This is a genomic window from Minwuia sp. (genome assembly GCF_048263705.1).
Classification (GTDB): Bacteria; Pseudomonadota; Alphaproteobacteria; order Minwuiales; family Minwuiaceae; genus Minwuia.
In genome coordinates this window covers 22,571-41,455 of the sequence record NZ_JBLXDV010000021.1, presented here as the reverse complement: position 1 = coordinate 41,455, position 18,885 = coordinate 22,571, and the positions used below count along the sequence as shown (strand labels likewise).

Here is an 18,885-nt window from a genome sequence, read left to right as displayed (position 1 = left end):
CATGATTCGTCCTCCTCCCAGAGAATGAATCACGCTTCCTCATAAATGGGAATCCATTTAATGAGTTCATGACCTAGAGCGTTTTTCGTTTTCATGGAATCACCATGAAAACGAAATAACGCAACTCGCAAAGGTAGTTGCCATTCTTGAAAACAGTCTGAATGGTTCCATTCAGACTGTTTCCGCCCTAGACCAGCACGCGCCAGACCCCGGTCGTGTGCGCCCGGCCCCGCATCGTGATCGCGCCGACGCTTTCGAACCGGAAACGGTCGCCCGCCGCTTCCCGGGTTGCAGCACTGACCAGTATGGGACCGCCCTTCTCCTTCACCAGCGCCTCCAGTCGGGCGGCGATGTTCACCGCGTCCCCCAGGATGGTATAGCCGAGCCGTCCGCCCGCGCCGACCGCGCCCGCCGCGACCGTGCCCGTGTTGATGCCGATGCGCGTGTCGAGCCGGATGTCGCCTTCGGGACCGAACAGTCGGCCCTTGAGGCGGTCCTCGATCTCCAGCGCCGCGGCGACCGCCGTTGCGGCATGATCCGGATCGGGCGCGGGCACATTGAAACTCGCAAACACCGCATCGCCGATGAAGGCGTTGACGGTACCGTTGCGGCGCTGGATCGGGTCCAGCACGACCTCGAAATATTCGTTCAGCATGGCGATGGTCTCGGCGGGCGTCAGCCGTTCCGAAATACCCGTGAAGCCGGAAATATCGGTGAACAGGATCGTTGCCGTGCGCTCCTCGCCCTGCATGATGGCGGGGTCCCGGATCAGGCGTTCGGCGACCGCTTCCGGCACATACTTGCCGAAGGTCTCCCGGATCGCGCGCCGCTCCTGAAGCCCTTCGACCATGGTGTTGAAACGCGTCGTCACCAGCCCGATCTCGTCATCGGAGGTCACCGGCGCGCGGGTCGTCAGGTCGCCGCCAGCCACCTTCTCGACGGCCTCGTTCAGCACCTCGATCGGGCGCGTGATGGTGCGGGGCAGGAAACTGAGCGTCAGGATCACCAGAACCGCCGCGACGGCGAAATCGATCAACAGCGCATCCTCAAGCGGCAGATCCAGCCCGGCCCCGCGATAGCGCGTGAACCAGAACAGTTCGGCGGCGAATATCACCATCGGCAGAATGGCAATCAGCCCGACCGCGAACACGATCCGTGATCGGATCTTCGCCCCGGCTGCGGGAATGATGATCCCGCGCGATGCAAACAGGTCCAGCTTGATCTGCGTCACCTGTCCGCTGGTCAGGTAGAACACCAGATAGGACGAGGTGAACGCCAGAATGATGGCGATGAAATAGATGTAGTCCAGCGGCAGGGCGAAATCCCCGCCGTAGGAGCCTGCCAACGGACTGAGAAAGAAACCGACCGGGTAGACCACCATGAAATAGCAGCCGACCCAGATCGCGCTGCGTCTGGCGAAGCGATTCAACGCCCGCCGGTTTCCGGGACTGTCGTCGCCATCGATGATCGCCGCAATTGGACGCCAGAAGAACCGGTGCGCCAGAAATATGTTCAACGCGATCAGAAAGACGGCGTCATACGCCTGGGTCCATATGAAATACCCGGGCTCCCGCGTCAGCACCGAGAAAATCGCATTCGAGAACATGTCGATCCCGGCGGGGATCGAAAGCGTCAGGGCGTATCGCGCAAATGGCTTCATCGCGCGCACCATAAACGGAAACGCCCGGCCTTCCAGAAGAAGACCGGGCGCATTGTGTAACCGATGGTATCGGTGTGGCCTACACCACGCCGAACGCCATCATGCCGTCGGCGACCTTGGCGAAGCCGGCGATGTTCGCACCGGCGACATAGTCGATCTGGTCGTCGCGGCCATAGTCCTTGCCGTACTTCTCGCAGCGGCCATGGATGTCTTCCATGATCTGGCGCAGCTGCTCCTGAAGCTGATCGACGCCCCAGGAAATGCGTGCCGAGTTCTGGCTCATCTCCAGACCGGAGACCGCAACGCCACCGGCGTTGGCTGCCTTGGCCGGGCCGAAGATCACCTTGGCATCCTGGAATGCCTCGACGCCTTCGTTGACGGTCGGCATGTTCGCGCCTTCCGAGACGGCCTTGACGCCGTTGCTGATCAGCATCTTCGCGTCTTCTTCGGTGATCTCGTTCTGCGTGGCGCACGGCATGGCGATATCGCAGTCAACGCTCCACGGACGCTTGCCCTCATGGAAGGTGGCGCCGGTGAAATGGTCGGCATATTCGCTGATGCGGCCACGACGGTTGTTCTTGAGATCCTTGATCCAGTCGATCTTCTCCTGGGTGAACCCTTCGGGATCGTGGATGAAGCCACCGGAATCCGACATGGTCATCGGCTTGGCACCCAGTTGCAAAAGCTTCTCGGCTGCGTGGGTCGCCACGTTGCCCGAACCCGAAACCGCGGCGGACATGCCTTCGACGTCCTTGCCGGCGGCCTTCAGCATGTTCTGAAGGAAGTAGACCGCGCCGTATCCGGTCGCCTCGGTGCGCACCAGCGAGCCGCCGAATTCGAGGCCCTTGCCGGTCAGAACGCCCTCGAAGGAGTTCGTGATCCGCTTGTACTGGCCGAACATGTAGCCGATCTCGCGGCCGCCGACGCCGATATCGCCCGCGGGCACGTCGATGTCCGCGCCGATGTGGCGGTAGAGTTCGGTCATGAAGGACTGGCAGAAGCGCATGATCTCGTTAGTGGACTTGCCCTTCGGATTGAAGTTCGCACCACCCTTGCCCGCGCCCATGGGCAGGCCGGTCAAGCTGTTCTTGAACGTCTGCTCGAAGGCCAGGAACTTCAGAACCGACGTGTTGACCGACGGATGGAACCGCAGGCCACCCTTGTAGGGGCCGATGGCATTGTTCATCTGCACGCGATGGCCGCGGTTGACGCGAATGTTGCCCTCATCGTCCTGCCAGCAGACGCGGAAGGAGACCACGCGGTCCGGTTCGGCCATGCGCTCCAGGATCTGCATTTCCCGGTATTTCGGATTATTGTCCAGGAACGGAATGATGGTCGCCGCCACCTCCATCACAGCCTGATGGAACTCGGGTTCGCCCGGATTGCGTTTTTCCAGGCCTTCCATGAAATTATTCAGTTGTTCGTTTGCCGACGCCATTGTCTAGGCCCCCTCCTCAGATTGACTGGAAATGGCGTGCATGGCCGATGGAGTCACAGGCAGCTTGCGCACCCTTGTCCCCCAACATGGCACTCCATTCGAAACCACTGTTCCAACAGGGGCCTCCCCGGTCAACCTGTCTTCGTGTGATGGCGGCTTATTTTTGAGTATTTGAGCGTAAATCGCCGGTTTCATGTTGTTTGATTAACCAAAGCATCGCATTTCGGTGCATAGTTTCATCCAATGGAGGTCGATCGCCTCCGAAAAAAGTCGCCAGGGAGGGCCCTCAATGGACGCCATCGCCGAGCCGAATGACCATCTTCTGAAAGCCATTGTCGAACGGTGCGTGGATCGCCTGCCCCCCGATGAGGCGCGGTCGGTCTCTGCCTTCGCGGCACAGGTCATGCGCGACATCTCAAGCGATGATGCCGCGGACAGGACGGTCGAGCAGGCCTATGGCGCGCTGCTGTCGCTGTGGAAGCTGGCGCAGCAGCGCAAGCCCGGCGGCCACTGCGTCCGGGTCTACAATCCGAAACTGGACGAGCACGGCTGGACCTCCCCGCACACGATCATCGAGACCGTCACCAACGACATGCCCTTCATCGTCGATTCCATCGTATCGGCGCTGAACAGCTTCGACGGCCAGATCTATCAGTTGCTGCATCCGGTGGTGACGCTGAAGCGGGATGCGGACGGCCGCCTTCTGGACTGTGTCGGAAAGGACGAGGACGGCGCCCGCGAATCCATCATCCAGATCGAATTCAGCACCCACACCGATCCGGCCGATCTGGCCGCCATCGAGAGTACCGTTACCGAGGTCATGGGCGACGTGCGGCTGGCGGTCGAGGACTGGCCCGCCATGATGGAGCAGGCCCGGGCGATCATCGCCGACCTGAACAGCAACCCGCCGCCGCTGCCTTCGGCGGATGTGAACGAGGGGCGCGCGCTGCTGGAATGGATGATCGACAATCACTTCACGTTCCTGGGCTACCGCGAATACGACTACCTGGCGAGCATGGAGAGCGAGCGGCTGGAAATCGTGCCCGATTCGGGACTTGGCCTGCTGCGCAGCCCCAGCCGGAGGGTGATGGAACGCGCTGGCGGTGAACCGTCCCTCTCGCCGGAAGTGCGCGAATTCCTGCAGCGCCCGGAACTGATCATCGTCACCAAGGCCAACAAGCGGTCGACCGTGCACCGGCCCGTCCATCTCGACTACATCGGTGTCAAGCGTTTCAACGACAAGGGCGAGATCGTCGGCGAACGGCGCTTCGTCGGGCTGTTCACATCCGCCGCCTACAACCGCACCCCGCGCGACATTCCCTACATCCGGCGCAAGGCCGCCAAGGTTGTCGAGCGCTCGGGTTTCGATCCGCGCGGCCACGCCGGCAAGGCGCTGGTCAACGTGCTGGACACCTTTCCGCGCGACGAACTGTTCCAGATCACCGAGAACGAGCTCTACAGCACGGCGATGGGCATCATGGGCCTGCTCGACCGCCCGCGCATCAAGCTTTTCCTGCGCCGCGACCGGTTTGAGCGGTTCTTCTCCTGCCTGGTCTATGTCCCGCGGGAGCGCTACGATTCGGAACTGCGCCGGAAGTTCGAGAGCATCCTGGCCGAGGCGCTGGGCGGACGGATCTCGGCCTTCTACACCCAGATCGGCGATCTGGCGCTGGCCCGCCTGCATGTCATCGTCGGCGGCGGACCCACCGCGCGCGACGTCGATGTCGCCGACCTGGAGGCCCGTCTGATCGCCGCGGCGCGGTCCTGGGAAGACGGGCTGCAGGAAGCGCTGGAAGGCGCGCACGGCGAAGAGCAGGCCGGTGCCCTCCTGCGCCGCTATGCAGGTGCCTTCACCGCCGCCTACCGCGAAACCTTCTCGGCGCCGATGGCCGCGCTGGACATCGAACATATCGAACAGACCGGCGATGACCTGCCGCAGCTGAATCTCTACCGGCGGCTGGAGGACGGTGAGAACACGCTGCGCCTGAAACTGTTCAAGCGCGGTGAGGCACTGGCGCTTTCGGACGTGCTGCCGATGCTGGAGAACATGGGCCTGCGGGTACTGGCCGAGCAGACCTATCCCGTGGGCGACCCGGTCTCTCCGCAGTGCTGGGTGCATGATTTCGAGATGCGGACGGCGGACGGCGATGCGCTGTCGCTCAGCAGCATCAAGGAACCGTTCGAGGAAGGCTTCCTGAAGATCTTCTCCGGCGAGATGGAGAACGACGGTTTCAACGGCCTGATCGTCGGCGAGGGCCTCGAGCCTGCGGAAATCGTGCTGCTGCGCGCCTACTGCAAGTTCCTGCGTCAGGCCGGCGTCGGGTTCAGCCAGTCCTACATGGAGGACACGCTGGCGCGGAACGGACAGATCACCAGCCTGATCCTGGAACTCTTCTTCTGCCTGATGAATCCGGCGACCACGGACGGTGCCGAGGAAACCGGTGCCACCATCGCCGAATCCATCCAGGTCATGCTGGAAGATGTCAGCAGCCTGGACGAGGACCGCATCCTGAGGCGTTATCTGAACGCCGTGCAGTGCACGCTCAGGACCAACCACTTCCAGAACCGGCGCGACGCCGACGGCAATCCCTACGTATCGATCAAGTTCAACAGCGAACTGCTGGACGATCTGCCCCTGCCGCGGCCGCACCGGGAAATCTTCGTCTATTCGCCGCGGTTCGAGGGCGTGCATCTGCGCGGCGGTCCCGTCGCGCGCGGCGGCCTGCGCTGGTCCGACCGGCGCGAGGACTTCCGCACCGAGGTTCTGGGCCTGGTGAAGGCGCAGATGGTGAAGAACGCGGTCATCGTGCCGGTCGGCTCAAAAGGCGGGTTCGTGCCCAAGCGGCCCCCGCTGGACGGCGGGCGCGAAGCCATCATGGCCGAAGGCATCGCCTGCTATCGCGCCTTCATCTCCGGTCTGCTGGACATCACCGACAACATCGTCGAGGGCGCGGTCGTACCGCCGCCGGACTGCGTGCGCCGCGACGGCGACGATCCCTATCTGGTGGTCGCCGCCGACAAGGGCACGGCGACCTTCTCCGATTTCGCCAATCAGGTGGCCATCGACTACGGCTTCTGGCTGGGCGATGCCTTCGCGTCCGGCGGGGCCGCGGGCTATGACCACAAGGGCATGGGGATCACGGCGCGCGGCGCCTGGGAGTGCGTGAAACGGCACTTCCGCGAGATGGGCATCGATATCCAGACGCAACCGTTCTCGGTGGTCGGCGTCGGCGACATGTCGGGCGATGTGTTCGGCAACGGCATGCTGCTGTCGGAGCAGATCCGGCTGATCGGGGCCTTCGATCACCGCCACATCTTCCTGGATCCCGATCCCGATCCCGCGACCAGCTTTGCCGAACGCAAGCGCCTGTTCGATCTGGGCCGGTCAAGCTGGGACGATTACAACCGCGACCTGATGTCGAAGGGCGGCATGATCATCGACCGTTCCGCCAAGAAGGTGAAGCTGACGCCCGAGGCGGCGGCGGCACTGGACATTCCGGCGGGCGAACTGGCCCCGCAGCAGATCCTGCAGGCGGTGCTGAAGGCGCCGGCCGACCTGCTCTGGTTCGGTGGCATCGGCACCTACATCAAGTCGGACGCCGAATCCAATGCCGATGCGGGCGACCGGGCAAACGACGCCATCCGCATCAACGGCGAGGACGTCCGCGCGAAGGTGATCGGTGAAGGGGCCAATCTGGGCATCACCCAGCTGGGCCGGATTGAATTCGCGCAGTCGGGCGGACGGATCAATACCGACTTCGTCGACAATTCCGCGGGCGTGGACTGTTCGGACCACGAGGTGAACCTGAAGATCCTGCTGGGTGCCGTCGAGGCGTCGGGCGACATGACCCGCAAGCAGCGCGACACCCTGCTGGCCGAGATGACCGATGAAGTCGCCGAACTGGTGCTGCGCGACAATTACGTTCAGGGACAGGCGATCACGGTCGCCGAAGCGGCGGGTGCGTCCGGGCTGGGCGCGATGCAGCGGCTGATGCGGTCGTTCGGTCAGCAGGGCCTGCTGAACCGGCATGTCGAGTTCCTGCCCGACGACGAGGAACTGGCCGAGCGGGCCGACGGGCTGACGCGCCCGGAGATCAGCGTGATGCTGTCCTACGCGAAGATGTCGCTGAAGACGGAACTGATGCAGGGCAGCCTGCCCGATGATCCGGGGCAGGAAGCCGCTCTGATGAGCTATTTCCCCGCGGTCCTGCAGCAGCGTTTCCCCGCCGAGATCGCCGGTCACCGGCTGCGGCGGGAGATCATCGCGACGATTGCCGCGAACTTCATCGTCAACCGGTGCGGGCCGACCTTCAGCCGCCTGGCGCAGGACGACCTGGGCATCGATGCATCGGATGTCGGACGCGCGGCCCTGGCGGTCGCCGAGATCTTCGAACTGGGACCTGTCTGGGACGCCATCGACGCGCTGGACAATCAGGTCGATGCCGCCGTGCAGACCCGGATGCTGACGATCCTGCAGAACCTGATGGGACGGGCCTCGCTCTGGTTCCTGCGCAGCGCCGCGCCCGGCGTGGACCGGGCGGCGCTGGTCGAGAGATTCGGACCGGCCATCGCCGACCTGCGCCGGAAACTGCGCGACTATCTGAGCGAGACCGATCTGGCGACCTGGGCGCACCGCGCGCAGATCCTGACCGACAGCGGGGTCGATACCGATCTGGCCGACCGCATCGCCAGCCTGCAACCGCTGGCGACGACGCTGGATGTGGTCGATGCCGCCGGCAAGGCCGGGCAGGACGTGGCCGTGGCGGCGGAAGCCTATTTCGCCTTCGGCAGCCGCCTCGGTCTCGACTGGCTGCGCGCGCAGGCCGCCGGGCTGGTGCCCGAGAACACCTGGGAACGGCAGGCGGTGCAGATGCTGCTGGAAGACAGTTACGTGCAGCAGCGACAGCTTGTCGTCCGCGCCTTCGAACAGGGCGCCGGTTCCGCCGAAGACGCCCTGCAGACCCTGGAGAAGGGCAGCGATCGGGAACTGGCGCGCGTCGACCAGATCATGACAGACGTGCGCGCGGCAGGGGCCATCGACCTGGGCCGCCTGGTGCTGGTGAACCGGCAGATCGGAAGGCTGCTGTAGGAACCGCCTGCTCCGGGTCCGAACCTACGGCTTGTCCTTCATGCCGCGGCCTTCACCGATCGCCGCCTTGCCGAACCGCGCGCGGATGTCGTCCAGCGTCGCCTCGATCCGCCGGCGCTGCTGGCGGCCCTGGTTCAGCAGGTCCGGCGGGTCCGCGTCATCGTCGCCGTCCAGCGCACTGACCCCCACGCCGATCAGCCGGAACCGCGTCCTGCCGTCCGCTTCCTTCTTCAGCAGCGGTGCGGCGGCACCATGGATGACCCCCGCGAGCTGGGTCAGGTCATCCAGCGTGACCGAGCGTGTGCGAATGCGGAAGTCGGCGGTGCGCAGCTTCATGGTGATGGTGCGCCCGGCGATCCGTTTTTCCTTCAGCGTGGCCGAGACGTCCTCGCTCAACCGCCACAGGATGCGGTTCAGGTCCTCGAACGCGCTCAGGTCGTCGTTGAAGGTGGTCTCCGAGGAGACGCTCTTGCGTTCACCGTCGGGGTTGACCGACCGCGTGTCGCGCCCGTCGGCGAACGACCGCAGTCGCTTGGCAATGCTGCCATAGCGCTTCATCAGCGTGGCTTCATCGTACTGGCGCAGGTCGTTGAACGTCCGGATGCCGTCCGCCGTCAGCCGTGCCTGAAACGCCTTGCCGACGCCGTAGATGTCGGAGACCGGACGCGGCCCGAGGAACGAAACCGCTTCCGCCCTGCCGACGATCGCAAAGCCGCGCGGCTTGTCAAGGTCGGAAGAAAGCTTGGCCAGGAACTTGTTGTAGGACAGGCCGATCGAAATCGTGACGCCGATCTCGTCCTGGATGCGCTTTGCCAGCCGCGCCAGCGACGTGGCCGGGCTGGACCTGTGCACCTTCTGCGTGCCGCCGAGATCCAGAAACGCCTCGTCGATGGACAGCGGTTCGACCATCGGCGTCAGATCCAGCATCAGGGCCCGGATCTGCTTGCTGACGGCGACATACTTGCTCATCTGCGGCTTCATCACCACGGCGTCGGGGCAGGCCTTCAACGCCTTGAACATCGGCATGGCAGAGCGGACGCCGTACATGCGCGCGACGTAGCAGCAGGTCGAGACGACCCCCCTGCGTCCACCGCCGATGATCAGCGGCTTGTCCGCCAGGCTGGGATCGTCGCGTTTCTCGACCGAGGCATAGAACGCGTCGCAATCGATATGCGCGATGGCGATATCGTGCAGTTCCGGATGGCGGATCACACGCGGCGAGCCGCACGCCGGGCAGGTCCGGCCCTCCCGGTCGATGGCGAAACAGTCCCGGCAGAGCGCGCCCATCAGCCGTCCGGCCAGAGCCAGGCCGCGCCGCGCACGCCGCCGCTGTCGCCGTGGACAGGCGGGCGCAGCTCGGTCGCGACATGATCCGAGAAGACATGATCCGGCAGCCGCGCCCTGACCGGCGCATAGAGGCGCGCCCGCTTCGACAGGCCGCCGCCCAGCACGATCACATCCGGATCCACGATGTTGATGACATGCGCCAGCGCCCGCGCCAGCCGGTCCTGATAAACCGACCAGAGTGCCGGATCCTCGATCTGCGCGGCGGGCAAGCCTTCCCCGGACCGCGCCAGATGCTGCTTCTCCAGGGCGGGCCCGGACAGAAATGCCTCGATGCAGCCCCGTTTGCCGCAGTAACAGGCAGGCCCCGGGCGCTCGTCATCCCGCGGCCAGGGCAGCGGATTGTGGCCCCACTCACCGGCAATCGCATTGGGGCCTTTCAGCAGGTGCCCGTGGTGCACGATGCCACCGCCGACACCCGTGCCGAGAATAACGCCGAAGACGAGGGCGGCCCCCTGACCGGCCCCGTCTGTCGCTTCCGACAGTGCAAAACAGTCGGCATCGTTGGCCAGCCGGACAGGCCGGTCCAGCGCCGCCGCCAGATCCCGGTCCAGCCGCTGACCGTTCAGACAGGTGGAATTGGCGTTCTTGATCAGTCCCGTCGCCGGCGAAATCGCGCCCGGCGTCCCGATACCGACGGATCCACGCTGTCCCGTTTCAGCCTCGATATCGCCGACCAGCCGGGCGACCGCTTCGAGGGTCGCCGGATAATCGCCCTGTGGTGTCGGCACGCGGCGGCGCAGCAGTTCCCCGCCCGACGGTCCGAGCGCCACACCCTCGATCTTGGTTCCCCCCAGATCTATGCCGATGCGCACGGGTCACCCTCCGAACAGATGCCGCTCGATGATCGGTCGGGCCTCGGGCCATGTGTCGGCCCTGGCGTGGCTGTCGTCGGCCTTGGGGATCAGCTTCGCCAGCCGCGTGTCGGCCACGAAATGCAGCCGGTGCACATCATCGGCATGTTCGCGGACGGATGCGTGATTGTGCGGAATGTCATCGATGAAGACCGCCGGTGCCCTGGCCCGGGCGAACAGCGCGCTGACCGCCGGACCCTTGGCCCCTTCGTTGGCGATCAGCGGATAATCCATGCCGTGCCGCGCCAGCGCGCTGGCGCGCGCCGCCCGCCGGGCCAACGGGATGTTCGACAGCACGACCACCTGGGCCTCTTCCGACAGCTCGGCCAGTGCCTCCGCCGCGCCATCGACCGGGTGCAGTTCCCCGGTATGACGCTCGAAGAACGTGCCCAGATGGGTGCGGACCGCCGCCTGGTCCAGCGCCCTGCCGTCGCTGTCCTTCACATTGCCGGTGATGGCAAACGACGAGAAGTCGAACGACAGGCCCTCACCCTGCAGATAGGTCTCCAGCCCGGCCATGAAGGCGAACAGTACCTCGTCCGCGTCGCTGATGATCAGCGGACGGCCGGGTTCGATGTGGATCGCATCCAACTGCGCGCGAATGGGTTCAGGGATCATGGATTTCTTCCCGGTTGAGAATCAGAGACTGTCATATACCGCCTTCTCGAACTGCAGGTAGAGCGGCAACGCCCTGTGATCGGCGAACGGCAGGATCTGCGTCGAGAATGCCCCCGCGACACCCTTGTCCGGATCGGCCCAGAAATAGCTGTTGGCCATGCCCGCCCAGGCGAGGCTGCCGGCGGAGCGGCCCGTCGGCGCTTCCTGTTCGTTGATCATGAAGCTGAGGCCCCAGGTCTTCTCGATGCCGGGGAAGAACTCGGCGTCGTTGGTCATCGTGCGGTCCGTCGACTTCAGCATCCGGACGCGGTTGTCCCCCATCTGGTTCACCCGCATCATCTCGAAGGTCTCGGGCTTCAGGTACTGATGTCCGCCGGCGCGTCCCCGGTTCAGGATCAGGCGGGCGAAGCGGGCGTAGTCGGGCATGGTCGATACCAGTCCGCCGCCGCCCATCTCGATCTCCGGCGCACCCGCGGGCGGCGCGGGCTCGGGTTCGGTAAGGCCCTCGCCCTTGCGATGATGCATGGCGGCGACCCGGCCCTTCATGTCGGCCGTCTGGCCGAAGGCGGTGCTGTCCATGCCCAGCGGCTCGAAAAGGTTCTGCGACATGAACCGGCCCAGTTTCTGGCCGCTGACCTGTTCGACCATCAGACCGGCCCAGTCGATGCCGACCCCGTAGATCCAGTCGGTGCCCGGATCGAACAGCAGCGGCAGCCGCAGCGCCGCGCGGGTGCGGCTGCTGATCGGCGGGATATCCACGGCCTTCACATAGCGGTCGATGTCCGCGCTCCAGAAGGCATAGCCGAACCCGGAGGTGTGCGTCAGCAGATGCCGAAGGGTCACGGGTGACTTCGGCGGGCGCAATACCGGCTCGCCCGCATCATCGAAGCCGTCGAGCACCTGCACGTCCGCCAGCTCGGGCAGGACATCCGAGGCCGGTGCATCCAGATCGAGTTTTCCCTGCTCCACCAGCATCATGGCGGCGACGCCGGTGATCGACTTGGTCAGGGAGGCGATCCAGAACACGCTGTCGAGAGCCATCGTCCCGCCATTTGAAAGGGAAAGGCTGCCGAAAGCGCCTTCATAGAAATTGCCGTTGGCGTCGGTCGCGATCGCGACGACGCCCGGCACGGCCCCGCTCTCGACACCCTGCCGCAGCAGTTCGTCCACTGTCTCTTTCAACGCCATGGCGTCTCTCTCCCCGTCAGTAATATTCGTCCGGCGCACCGGGCAGGGCGCGCCGCACACGCTGCAGCGTATCAGGCCGGTGGCCGAAGGCCGCGCAGAAATCCAGCGCGATCCGATCGTCGCTCATGATGAAGTCGAGCACGCCGCCCTGGAACTCCGGTTCCATGATCCGGTCGCGGATCAGATCCGGTGTCATGCCGGCCTGCTGCATGAACAGCGACAGCAACCGCTCGTCGCCGGCGATGTGCTGGATGGCGTTCAGGGCCATCACATGCGCGGTCTCGTTCATCGATCCGAATTAACCAATGCTTTACGGGCTGCGGCGCATGATCGGGTTGCCATTGCAGAGCTGCTCCATGAAGGGGTACCACCCGCTCCGCTGACGGTTCCCAAAGGGATCGACTGCGGATAGGGTGGTCAGATTAGTGGCAGAAGGCCGCCAGAGGTAGAGATGACAAAAACCGTTCTCATCGTTGAAGACAATGATCTCAACATGAAGCTCTTTCACGACCTGCTCGACGCACACGGGTATGCCACCGTTCAGACCAAGGATGGCATGGAAGCGTTGAAGCTTGCACGCGATCATCATCCCGACCTGATCCTGATGGATATCCAGCTGCCCGAGGTCTCCGGTCTGGAGGTCACGAAGTGGATCAAGGAAGACGATGATCTGCAGAAAATCCCCGTGATTGCGGTCACGGCCTTCGCCATGAAGGGCGATGAGGAGAAGATTCGCGAGGGCGGCTGCGAGGCCTATATCTCGAAGCCGATCTCGGTCGGCACCTTCATCGATACCGTGAAGAAGTTTCTCGACTAGTAGCAAGGGGAGCAGGGCATGTCCGCCCGCGTACTGGTTGTCGACGATGTGGCGCCCAACATCCGCATCCTGGAAGCCAAGCTTTCGACGGAATATTACAACGTTCTGACCGCGACGAACGGTCTGGAAGCGCTGGAAGCGGCTGAGCGGGACAATCCCGACATCATCCTGCTGGACGTGATGATGCCGGAAATGGATGGCTTCGAGGTCTGCCGTCGCCTGAAGGCGAATCCCGACGTCTCGCACATTCCCGTCGTCATGGTGACCGCCCTGTCCGACATGTCGGACCGTATTCAGGGACTGGAAGCCGGCGCGGACGATTTCCTGACCAAGCCGGTCAACGATCTGGCGCTGTTCTCGCGTGTCCGCTCGCTGGTCCGGCTGAAGATGACGATGGACGAACTGAAGCTGCGCCGCCAGACCGGAGAGCATTTCGGTCAGTCCCAGTCCGAGGGCGACATGGATGTGGACGGCGCGACCGTGCTGGTCATCGACGACAATCCGTCCGACACCAGTCACATGGCGCGCCACATGGGCGACCGCTTCCAGATGGCGTTCGAGGCCGATCCCGATGCGGCCATGGCGATGGCGGGATCGTTCGCCTATGACCTGATCGTCGTTTCGCTGGACCACCGGGGTGCCGATCCGCTGCGCCTGGTATCGGGGATTCGCAACACGCCGTCATCGCGGCAGGTGCCGATCCTGCTGGTCGGCGAGGAGAGCGACGCCGAGCGTGTCGCCAAGGCGCTGGAGATGGGCGTAAACGACTACATCCTGCGCCCGATCGAGGCGAACGAGCTCGTCGCCCGCGCCAAGACGCAGATCCGCCGCAAACGCTATCAGGACATGCTGCGCCAGGACGTCGAGAATTCCATCGCCATGGCGATGACCGATCCACTCACGGGCCTGCACAACCGGGGCTATTTCGACCAGCACCTCGAATCCGCGCTGGGCCGCATCAACGGCGACGGCAAGGGTTTCAGCCTGATCATGATGGACATCGACCACTTCAAGGCGGTCAACGATACACACGGCCATCCGGCGGGCGACCGCATCCTGAAGGATTTCGCCAACCGGATCACCGACGGAACGCGGGGATTCGACCTGGCCGCCCGCTACGGCGGTGAGGAATTCGTCGTCATTCTGCCCGACGCGGACATGAAGCTGGCCGAAGTCGTCGCCGAGCGGCTGCGCACGATGGTCGAGGACAAGCCCTTCGACACGGGCGAGGAGGCCGGTGCGATTGCGGTCACCTGCTCGCTGGGCGTCGCCGAGGCGCGCGTGGGAGATGACCGTGCGAGCATCCTGAAACGCGCTGACGAGTGCCTCTATCGGGCCAAGGAAGCCGGACGCAACAAGGTCGTCATCGCGGCATAGGGCGGACCGCTCCGACGGGATCTTCAGGCATGGCACACCAGGCGTCTTCGATGCCGCTGGCGATCGCTTCGAGTGTGACCGGAAACGATGCTATCGCGCGGGTTCGACCTCGTAGGAGGGCCGGTCGCGGCTGCTTTCCTTTTCGGCTTCAGCGCCGTCGAGAAAGCTCCGTATGCGGTTCCACAGACCGCTCACCAGTTCCTCGCCCTTCGTCGTCCCCTCCTTTTCGGAATGGCTGACCAGCACCTCGCCACGCCCTCCTTCAGGCAGCGGACGCGCGGGCAGCCCGCGATGCGCCACCTCCATAACATCCTGCCAGATCTGTGCGGGCAGGCCGGCGCCGGAGGCCCCGTTCATGGGCCTGTTGTCATCGCGGCCCACCCAGACTACAGCGGTATAGTCCGCCGTCACCCCGGCGAACCAGGCGTCGCGGCTGTCCTGGGTCGTGCCCGTCTTGCCGCCGGCTTCGCGTTTCAGGCGCGCGGCCCTGCCGCTGCCGCGTTCGATCACCGCGCGCAGCATCTGGGCCATGTCGCCCGCCGTGTCCCGGTTGATCACGCGGCCCGGCCCGTCGCCGCGCAACCGGTAAAGTTCGCGGCCACGCTCGTTCTCGATCCGCCGGATGATGTGGGGCGTCACCCCGCGCCCGCCGTTGCCGAACGGCGCGTAGGCCGCGGTGAGTTCCAGCACGGTCACCTCCGCCGTCCCGAGCACGACCGACGGATGGTCCGGCATGTCCGCATTGATGCCCAGCCGCCGCGCCACCTCGATACCGCGTCCCCGCCCGATCTCTTCCGACAGGCGCACCGCGGCCGCGTTCGCGGACCGCGCCAGCGCCTCGGTCAGGGTCACCCGTCCCAGATAGCGGTCGCGATAGTTGCCGGGCCGCCAGTTCCCCACGGCGATCGGCGCGTCGTTGATGATGTCGTTCGGCCGCCACCCGGCCTCAAGCGCCGCCAGATAGACGAAGGGCTTGAAGGCGGAACCCGGCTGACGCTTCGACCTGACCGCGCGGTTGTACTGGCTTTCGCCGTAGTTCGCGCCACCCACGAGCGCGCGCACCTCACCGTCAGGCGCCATGACCACGACCGCCCCCTGCGCCGGATTGCCGGACAGGCGGCGCCCCAGAATGGATGCCGCGCGGTTCTGCAGATCCTGGTCGATGCTGGTGAACACCTTCAGGTCCTCGTCGCTGTTGCCCAGGATGACGGCCACCTGATCGCGTGCGAAGTCGGTGGCGTAGCGCACGCCCTCGTCGCGCGGACGGCCGACGGGCAGCGCCGGCGAGGCCAGGGCCTGCGCCGCGGCATCCTCGTCCAGTCGTCCCGAATCCACCATCGCCTGCACGACCAGTTGCATGCGGGCCTCGGCCCCCTTCGGATTGCGGGTCGGGTCATAGCGGCTGGGAGCCTTCAGCAGACCTGCCAGCATGGCGGATTCACGCAGCCCCAGTTCCGATGCGGGCTTGGCGAAATAACGCGCCGCCGCCGCCTCGACGCCATAGGTGCCCGCCCCCAGATAGACCCGGTTCAGATAGAGTTCGAGGATCTCGTCTTTCGAGAAGCGCATCTCCAGGATCAGCGCCAGTACGGCCTCCTGCGCCTTCCGCTTCAGCGTCCGTTCCGCCCCCAGATACAGGTTCTTGGCAAGCTGCTGGGTCAGGGTCGAGCCGCCCTGCACCACACGTCCCGAGGTCAGGTTGGTGTATACCGCCCGCACGATGCCGATGGGATCGATGCCGAAATGGTAATAGAAGCGCCGGTCCTCGATGGCGATGACCGCGTCCTTCAGATGTTCGGGCAACCGTTCCAGCGGCACTGCGCGCGCACCGGCGGCACCATAGACGGCCAGTTCCGCCCCGTCGCGATCCAGGATCGTGATCGTGCCGCCACTGACCGGCTGTTTCGGGGCCGGGAGATCGTGCAGCAGGATTACCGCGAGCACGGCGACACAGGCCAGACCGATCATCAGGCCCCATTTCAGCAGACGTTTCAGCATGCGGTCCTGATCGCATATCGGCTGTGACGGCGCGGTGACAAAGGATCAGACGTCCAGATTGACCACGGACAGGGCGTTGTCGCGAATGAAGTCACGGCGCGGCTCGACGACATCGCCCATCAGGGTGGAGAACACCTCGTCGGCCTCCTCCAGATGATCGACCTTGACCTGCAGCAGGGTCCGCGCGTTCGGATCCAGCGTGGTCTCCCAGAGCTGGTCGGGATTCATCTCGCCCAGACCCTTGTAGCGCTGGACCGAAAGTCCGCGCTGTCCGGCATCCAGCACCGCCTTCAGCAGGCTGGCCGGGCCATGCACCTCGATCTCCTTGTCCTTGATCACCAGCTTGCCGGGCCTGGCGTAGAGCGCCTGCAGTTCTGCGGTCATCTCATCGAGGCGGCGCGCCTCGCCGCTTGCGATCAGCCGCTCGTCGATGACATAGGCTTCTCTCACGCCGCGCAGCTCACGCTCGAACACCATCGATCCGTCATTGGCACGTGTGGCCATCCAGCCCTGCTCGTAGTCGGGGAACAGCGTATCGAGCCTGCGGGCGACATAGGCGCCGGTCTCGCGCGCCTTCTCGTCGTCGTTGTAGACGTCGGGCGACAGCCCGCCGGCGATCGCAAGCTGCTCGACGATCCAGGCCGGATACTTCTGGCCAACGGCATCCAGCAGGCGATCCACGCGGCGTGCGCGTCCGACCAGCTCGGCGAGTTCGCCGCCACCGTGCTGCACATCGTTGAAATCGGTGAAGATGGTCTCGCTCAGACCGTTCTCGATCAGGTAATCCTCGTACTCCCGCTGCCCCTTGCGATAGACCGAAGACCGCCCCTTGGTGATCTTGAACAGCGGCGGCTGGGCGATGTAGAGATTGCCGCGCTCCAGCAGTTCCGGCATCTGCCGGTAGAAGAAGGTCAGCAGCAGCGTGCGGATATGCGCGCCGTCCACATCGGCGTCCGTCATGATGATGATGCGGTGATAACGCAGCTTCTCGATGTCGAAATCGTCGCGTCCGATCCCGGTTCCCAGCGCGGTGATCAGTGCCGTGATCTCCCCCGACGACAGCATCTTGTCGAACCGCGCGCGCTCGACGTTCAGGATCTTGCCGCGCAGGGGCAGCACCGCCTGTGTGCGCCGGTCCCGTGCCTGTTTGGCGGAACCGCCCGCCGAGTCGCCCTCAACCAGATAGAGCTCGGATTCAGCCGGATCGCGCGACTGGCAGTCGGCCAGCTTGCCGGGCAGTCCGCCCAGGTCGAGCGTCGATTTGCGCCGGGTCAGATCGCGCGCCTTGCGCGCCGCCTCGCGCGCGGCCGCGGCTTCCGCGATCTTCTGGACCACCTGCCGCGCCTCTCCGGGGTTCTCCTCGAACCACTGGTTCAGACCATCGCCGACGACATTCTCGACCGCGGGACGGGCTTCCGAGGACACCAGCTTCTCCTTGGTCTGGGACGAGAACTTCGGGTCCGGCAGCTTCACCGACAGCACGCAGGTCAGCCCTTCGCGGGCGTCGTCGCCGGTGATCGTCACCTTCTCCTTCTTGGCGAGACCGCTGTTGGCGGCGAAGCTGTTGACGCAGCGCGTCAGGGCCGCGCGGAACCCCGCCATGTGGGTACCGCCGTCCTTCTGCGGGATGTTGTTGGTGAAACACAGCACGTTCTCATGGAAGCCGTCGTTCCACTGCAGCGCCGCCTCGACCGTGATGCCGTCGCGTTCGTTCTGCATCATGATCGTGTTCTTGATGACCGCGGTCCGGTTCCGGTCCAGATACTTCACGAAGGCTTCGGTGCCGCCTTCGTAGTACAGTTCCGTCTTTTTCACCTCGACATGGCGGCGGTCCTCCAGCACGATCCGCACACCGGAGTTCAGGAACGCCAGCTCGCGCAGGCGATGCTCCAGCACGCCGAAATCGAAGTCGATGTTCTTGAAGGTCTCGATGCTGGGCAGGAAGCGGACCGTCGTGCCCGACCGACCCTCATAGGTGCCGACGACCTCCAGATCGCCGATGGGCTCGCCATGTTCGAACCGCATGGCGTGGGTCTTGCCATTGCGCCGTACCGACAGTTCCAGCCAGCTCGACAGCGCATTCACCACCGATACGCCCACGCCGTGCAGCCCGCCGGAGACCTTGTAGGAGTTCTGGTCGAACTTGCCGCCCGCATGCAGCTGGGTCATGATCACCTGCGCTGCGGAGACGCCCTCCTCCTCGTGGATATCGACGGGGATGCCGCGCCCATTGTCCGACACGAAGCACGAGCCGTCGCCGTCCAGAATCACCTCGACGGTGTCGGCGTGACCGGCAAGCGCCTCGTCAATCGCATTGTCCACGACCTCGAAGACCATGTGGTGCAGGCCGGACCCGTCCTCGGTATCGCCGATGTACATGCCCGGACGCTTGCGCACGGCATCCAGCCCCTTCAGGACCTTGATCGAATCCGCGTCGTAATCGCCACCGGCCGACGGGCCGTTCTCGTTTTCCTGATCGCTCATTGTCTACCTCGGTCTTCG

12 protein-coding genes are annotated in these 18,885 nt (G+C 64.7%); 3 read left to right on the top strand and 9 right to left on the bottom strand.

Annotated features, from left to right (window positions below; all coding sequences use genetic code 11):
• Window positions 1-187: 187 nt before the first annotated feature.
• Both ACN0X7_RS19800 and gdhA read right to left on the bottom strand, forming a co-directional pair.
• On the bottom strand, window positions 188-1,660 hold the full coding sequence (locus ACN0X7_RS19800; protein WP_417520207.1) for an adenylate/guanylate cyclase domain-containing protein: 1,473 nt from the start codon (window positions 1,658-1,660) through the stop codon (window positions 188-190).
• 79 nt (window positions 1,661-1,739) lie between these two features.
• On the bottom strand, window positions 1,740-3,098 hold the full coding sequence (gdhA, locus tag ACN0X7_RS19795) for an NADP-specific glutamate dehydrogenase (RefSeq protein ID WP_417520206.1): 1,359 nt from the start codon (window positions 3,096-3,098) through the stop codon (window positions 1,740-1,742).
• A gap of 289 nt (window positions 3,099-3,387) precedes the next feature.
• Between gdhA and ACN0X7_RS19790 the strand changes: the two genes are divergently transcribed.
• Window positions 3,388-8,187, top strand: coding sequence for an NAD-glutamate dehydrogenase (locus tag ACN0X7_RS19790; protein ID WP_417520205.1), 4,800 nt, complete (start codon window positions 3,388-3,390; stop codon window positions 8,185-8,187).
• A 24-nt stretch (window positions 8,188-8,211) separates the two neighbouring features.
• On the opposite strand, the gene ACN0X7_RS19785 is transcribed toward ACN0X7_RS19790, so the two are convergent.
• From ACN0X7_RS19785 to ACN0X7_RS19765, 5 genes are read right to left on the bottom strand one after another with little or no spacing between them, the layout of a single operon-like run.
• Window positions 8,212-9,474, bottom strand: a complete 1,263-nt coding sequence (locus tag ACN0X7_RS19785; protein WP_417520204.1) for a DNA polymerase IV — start codon at window positions 9,472-9,474, stop codon at window positions 8,212-8,214.
• A complete protein-coding gene (locus ACN0X7_RS19780) occupies window positions 9,474-10,346 on the bottom strand; it encodes an ROK family protein (protein ID WP_417520203.1) in 873 nt (290 codons plus the stop codon). The genes ACN0X7_RS19785 and ACN0X7_RS19780 overlap by 1 nt, the downstream gene beginning before the upstream one ends.
• A gap of 3 nt (window positions 10,347-10,349) precedes the next feature.
• Window positions 10,350-11,003, bottom strand: coding sequence for a hypothetical protein (locus ACN0X7_RS19775; protein ID WP_417520202.1), 654 nt, complete (start codon window positions 11,001-11,003; stop codon window positions 10,350-10,352).
• 21 nt (window positions 11,004-11,024) lie between these two features.
• Window positions 11,025-12,191, bottom strand: a complete 1,167-nt coding sequence (locus ACN0X7_RS19770; RefSeq protein ID WP_417520201.1) for a serine hydrolase domain-containing protein — start codon at window positions 12,189-12,191, stop codon at window positions 11,025-11,027.
• A 16-nt stretch (window positions 12,192-12,207) separates the two neighbouring features.
• Window positions 12,208-12,480: a DUF3572 domain-containing protein gene (locus ACN0X7_RS19765; RefSeq protein ID WP_417520200.1), complete on the bottom strand. Its 273-nt coding sequence runs from the start codon at window positions 12,478-12,480 to the stop codon at window positions 12,208-12,210.
• A gap of 162 nt (window positions 12,481-12,642) precedes the next feature.
• On the opposite strand from ACN0X7_RS19765, the gene ACN0X7_RS19760 reads away from it, so the two are divergent.
• The gene (locus ACN0X7_RS19760) at window positions 12,643-13,008 is read left to right on the top strand and encodes a response regulator (protein ID WP_417520199.1); all 366 of its coding nucleotides are present in this window, start codon (window positions 12,643-12,645) and stop codon (window positions 13,006-13,008) included.
• An 18-nt stretch (window positions 13,009-13,026) separates the two neighbouring features.
• The gene (locus ACN0X7_RS19755) at window positions 13,027-14,385 is read left to right on the top strand and encodes a PleD family two-component system response regulator (protein WP_417520198.1); all 1,359 of its coding nucleotides are present in this window, start codon (window positions 13,027-13,029) and stop codon (window positions 14,383-14,385) included.
• A gap of 90 nt (window positions 14,386-14,475) precedes the next feature.
• On the opposite strand, the gene ACN0X7_RS19750 is transcribed toward ACN0X7_RS19755, so the two are convergent.
• Both ACN0X7_RS19750 and gyrB read right to left on the bottom strand, forming a co-directional pair.
• A complete protein-coding gene (locus ACN0X7_RS19750; protein WP_417520197.1) occupies window positions 14,476-16,383 on the bottom strand; it encodes a transglycosylase domain-containing protein in 1,908 nt (635 codons plus the stop codon).
• Between the two features lie 45 nt (window positions 16,384-16,428).
• Window positions 16,429-18,867, bottom strand: a complete 2,439-nt coding sequence (gyrB, locus tag ACN0X7_RS19745) for a DNA topoisomerase (ATP-hydrolyzing) subunit B (RefSeq protein WP_417520196.1) — start codon at window positions 18,865-18,867, stop codon at window positions 16,429-16,431.
• Window positions 18,868-18,885 lie beyond the last annotated feature (18 nt).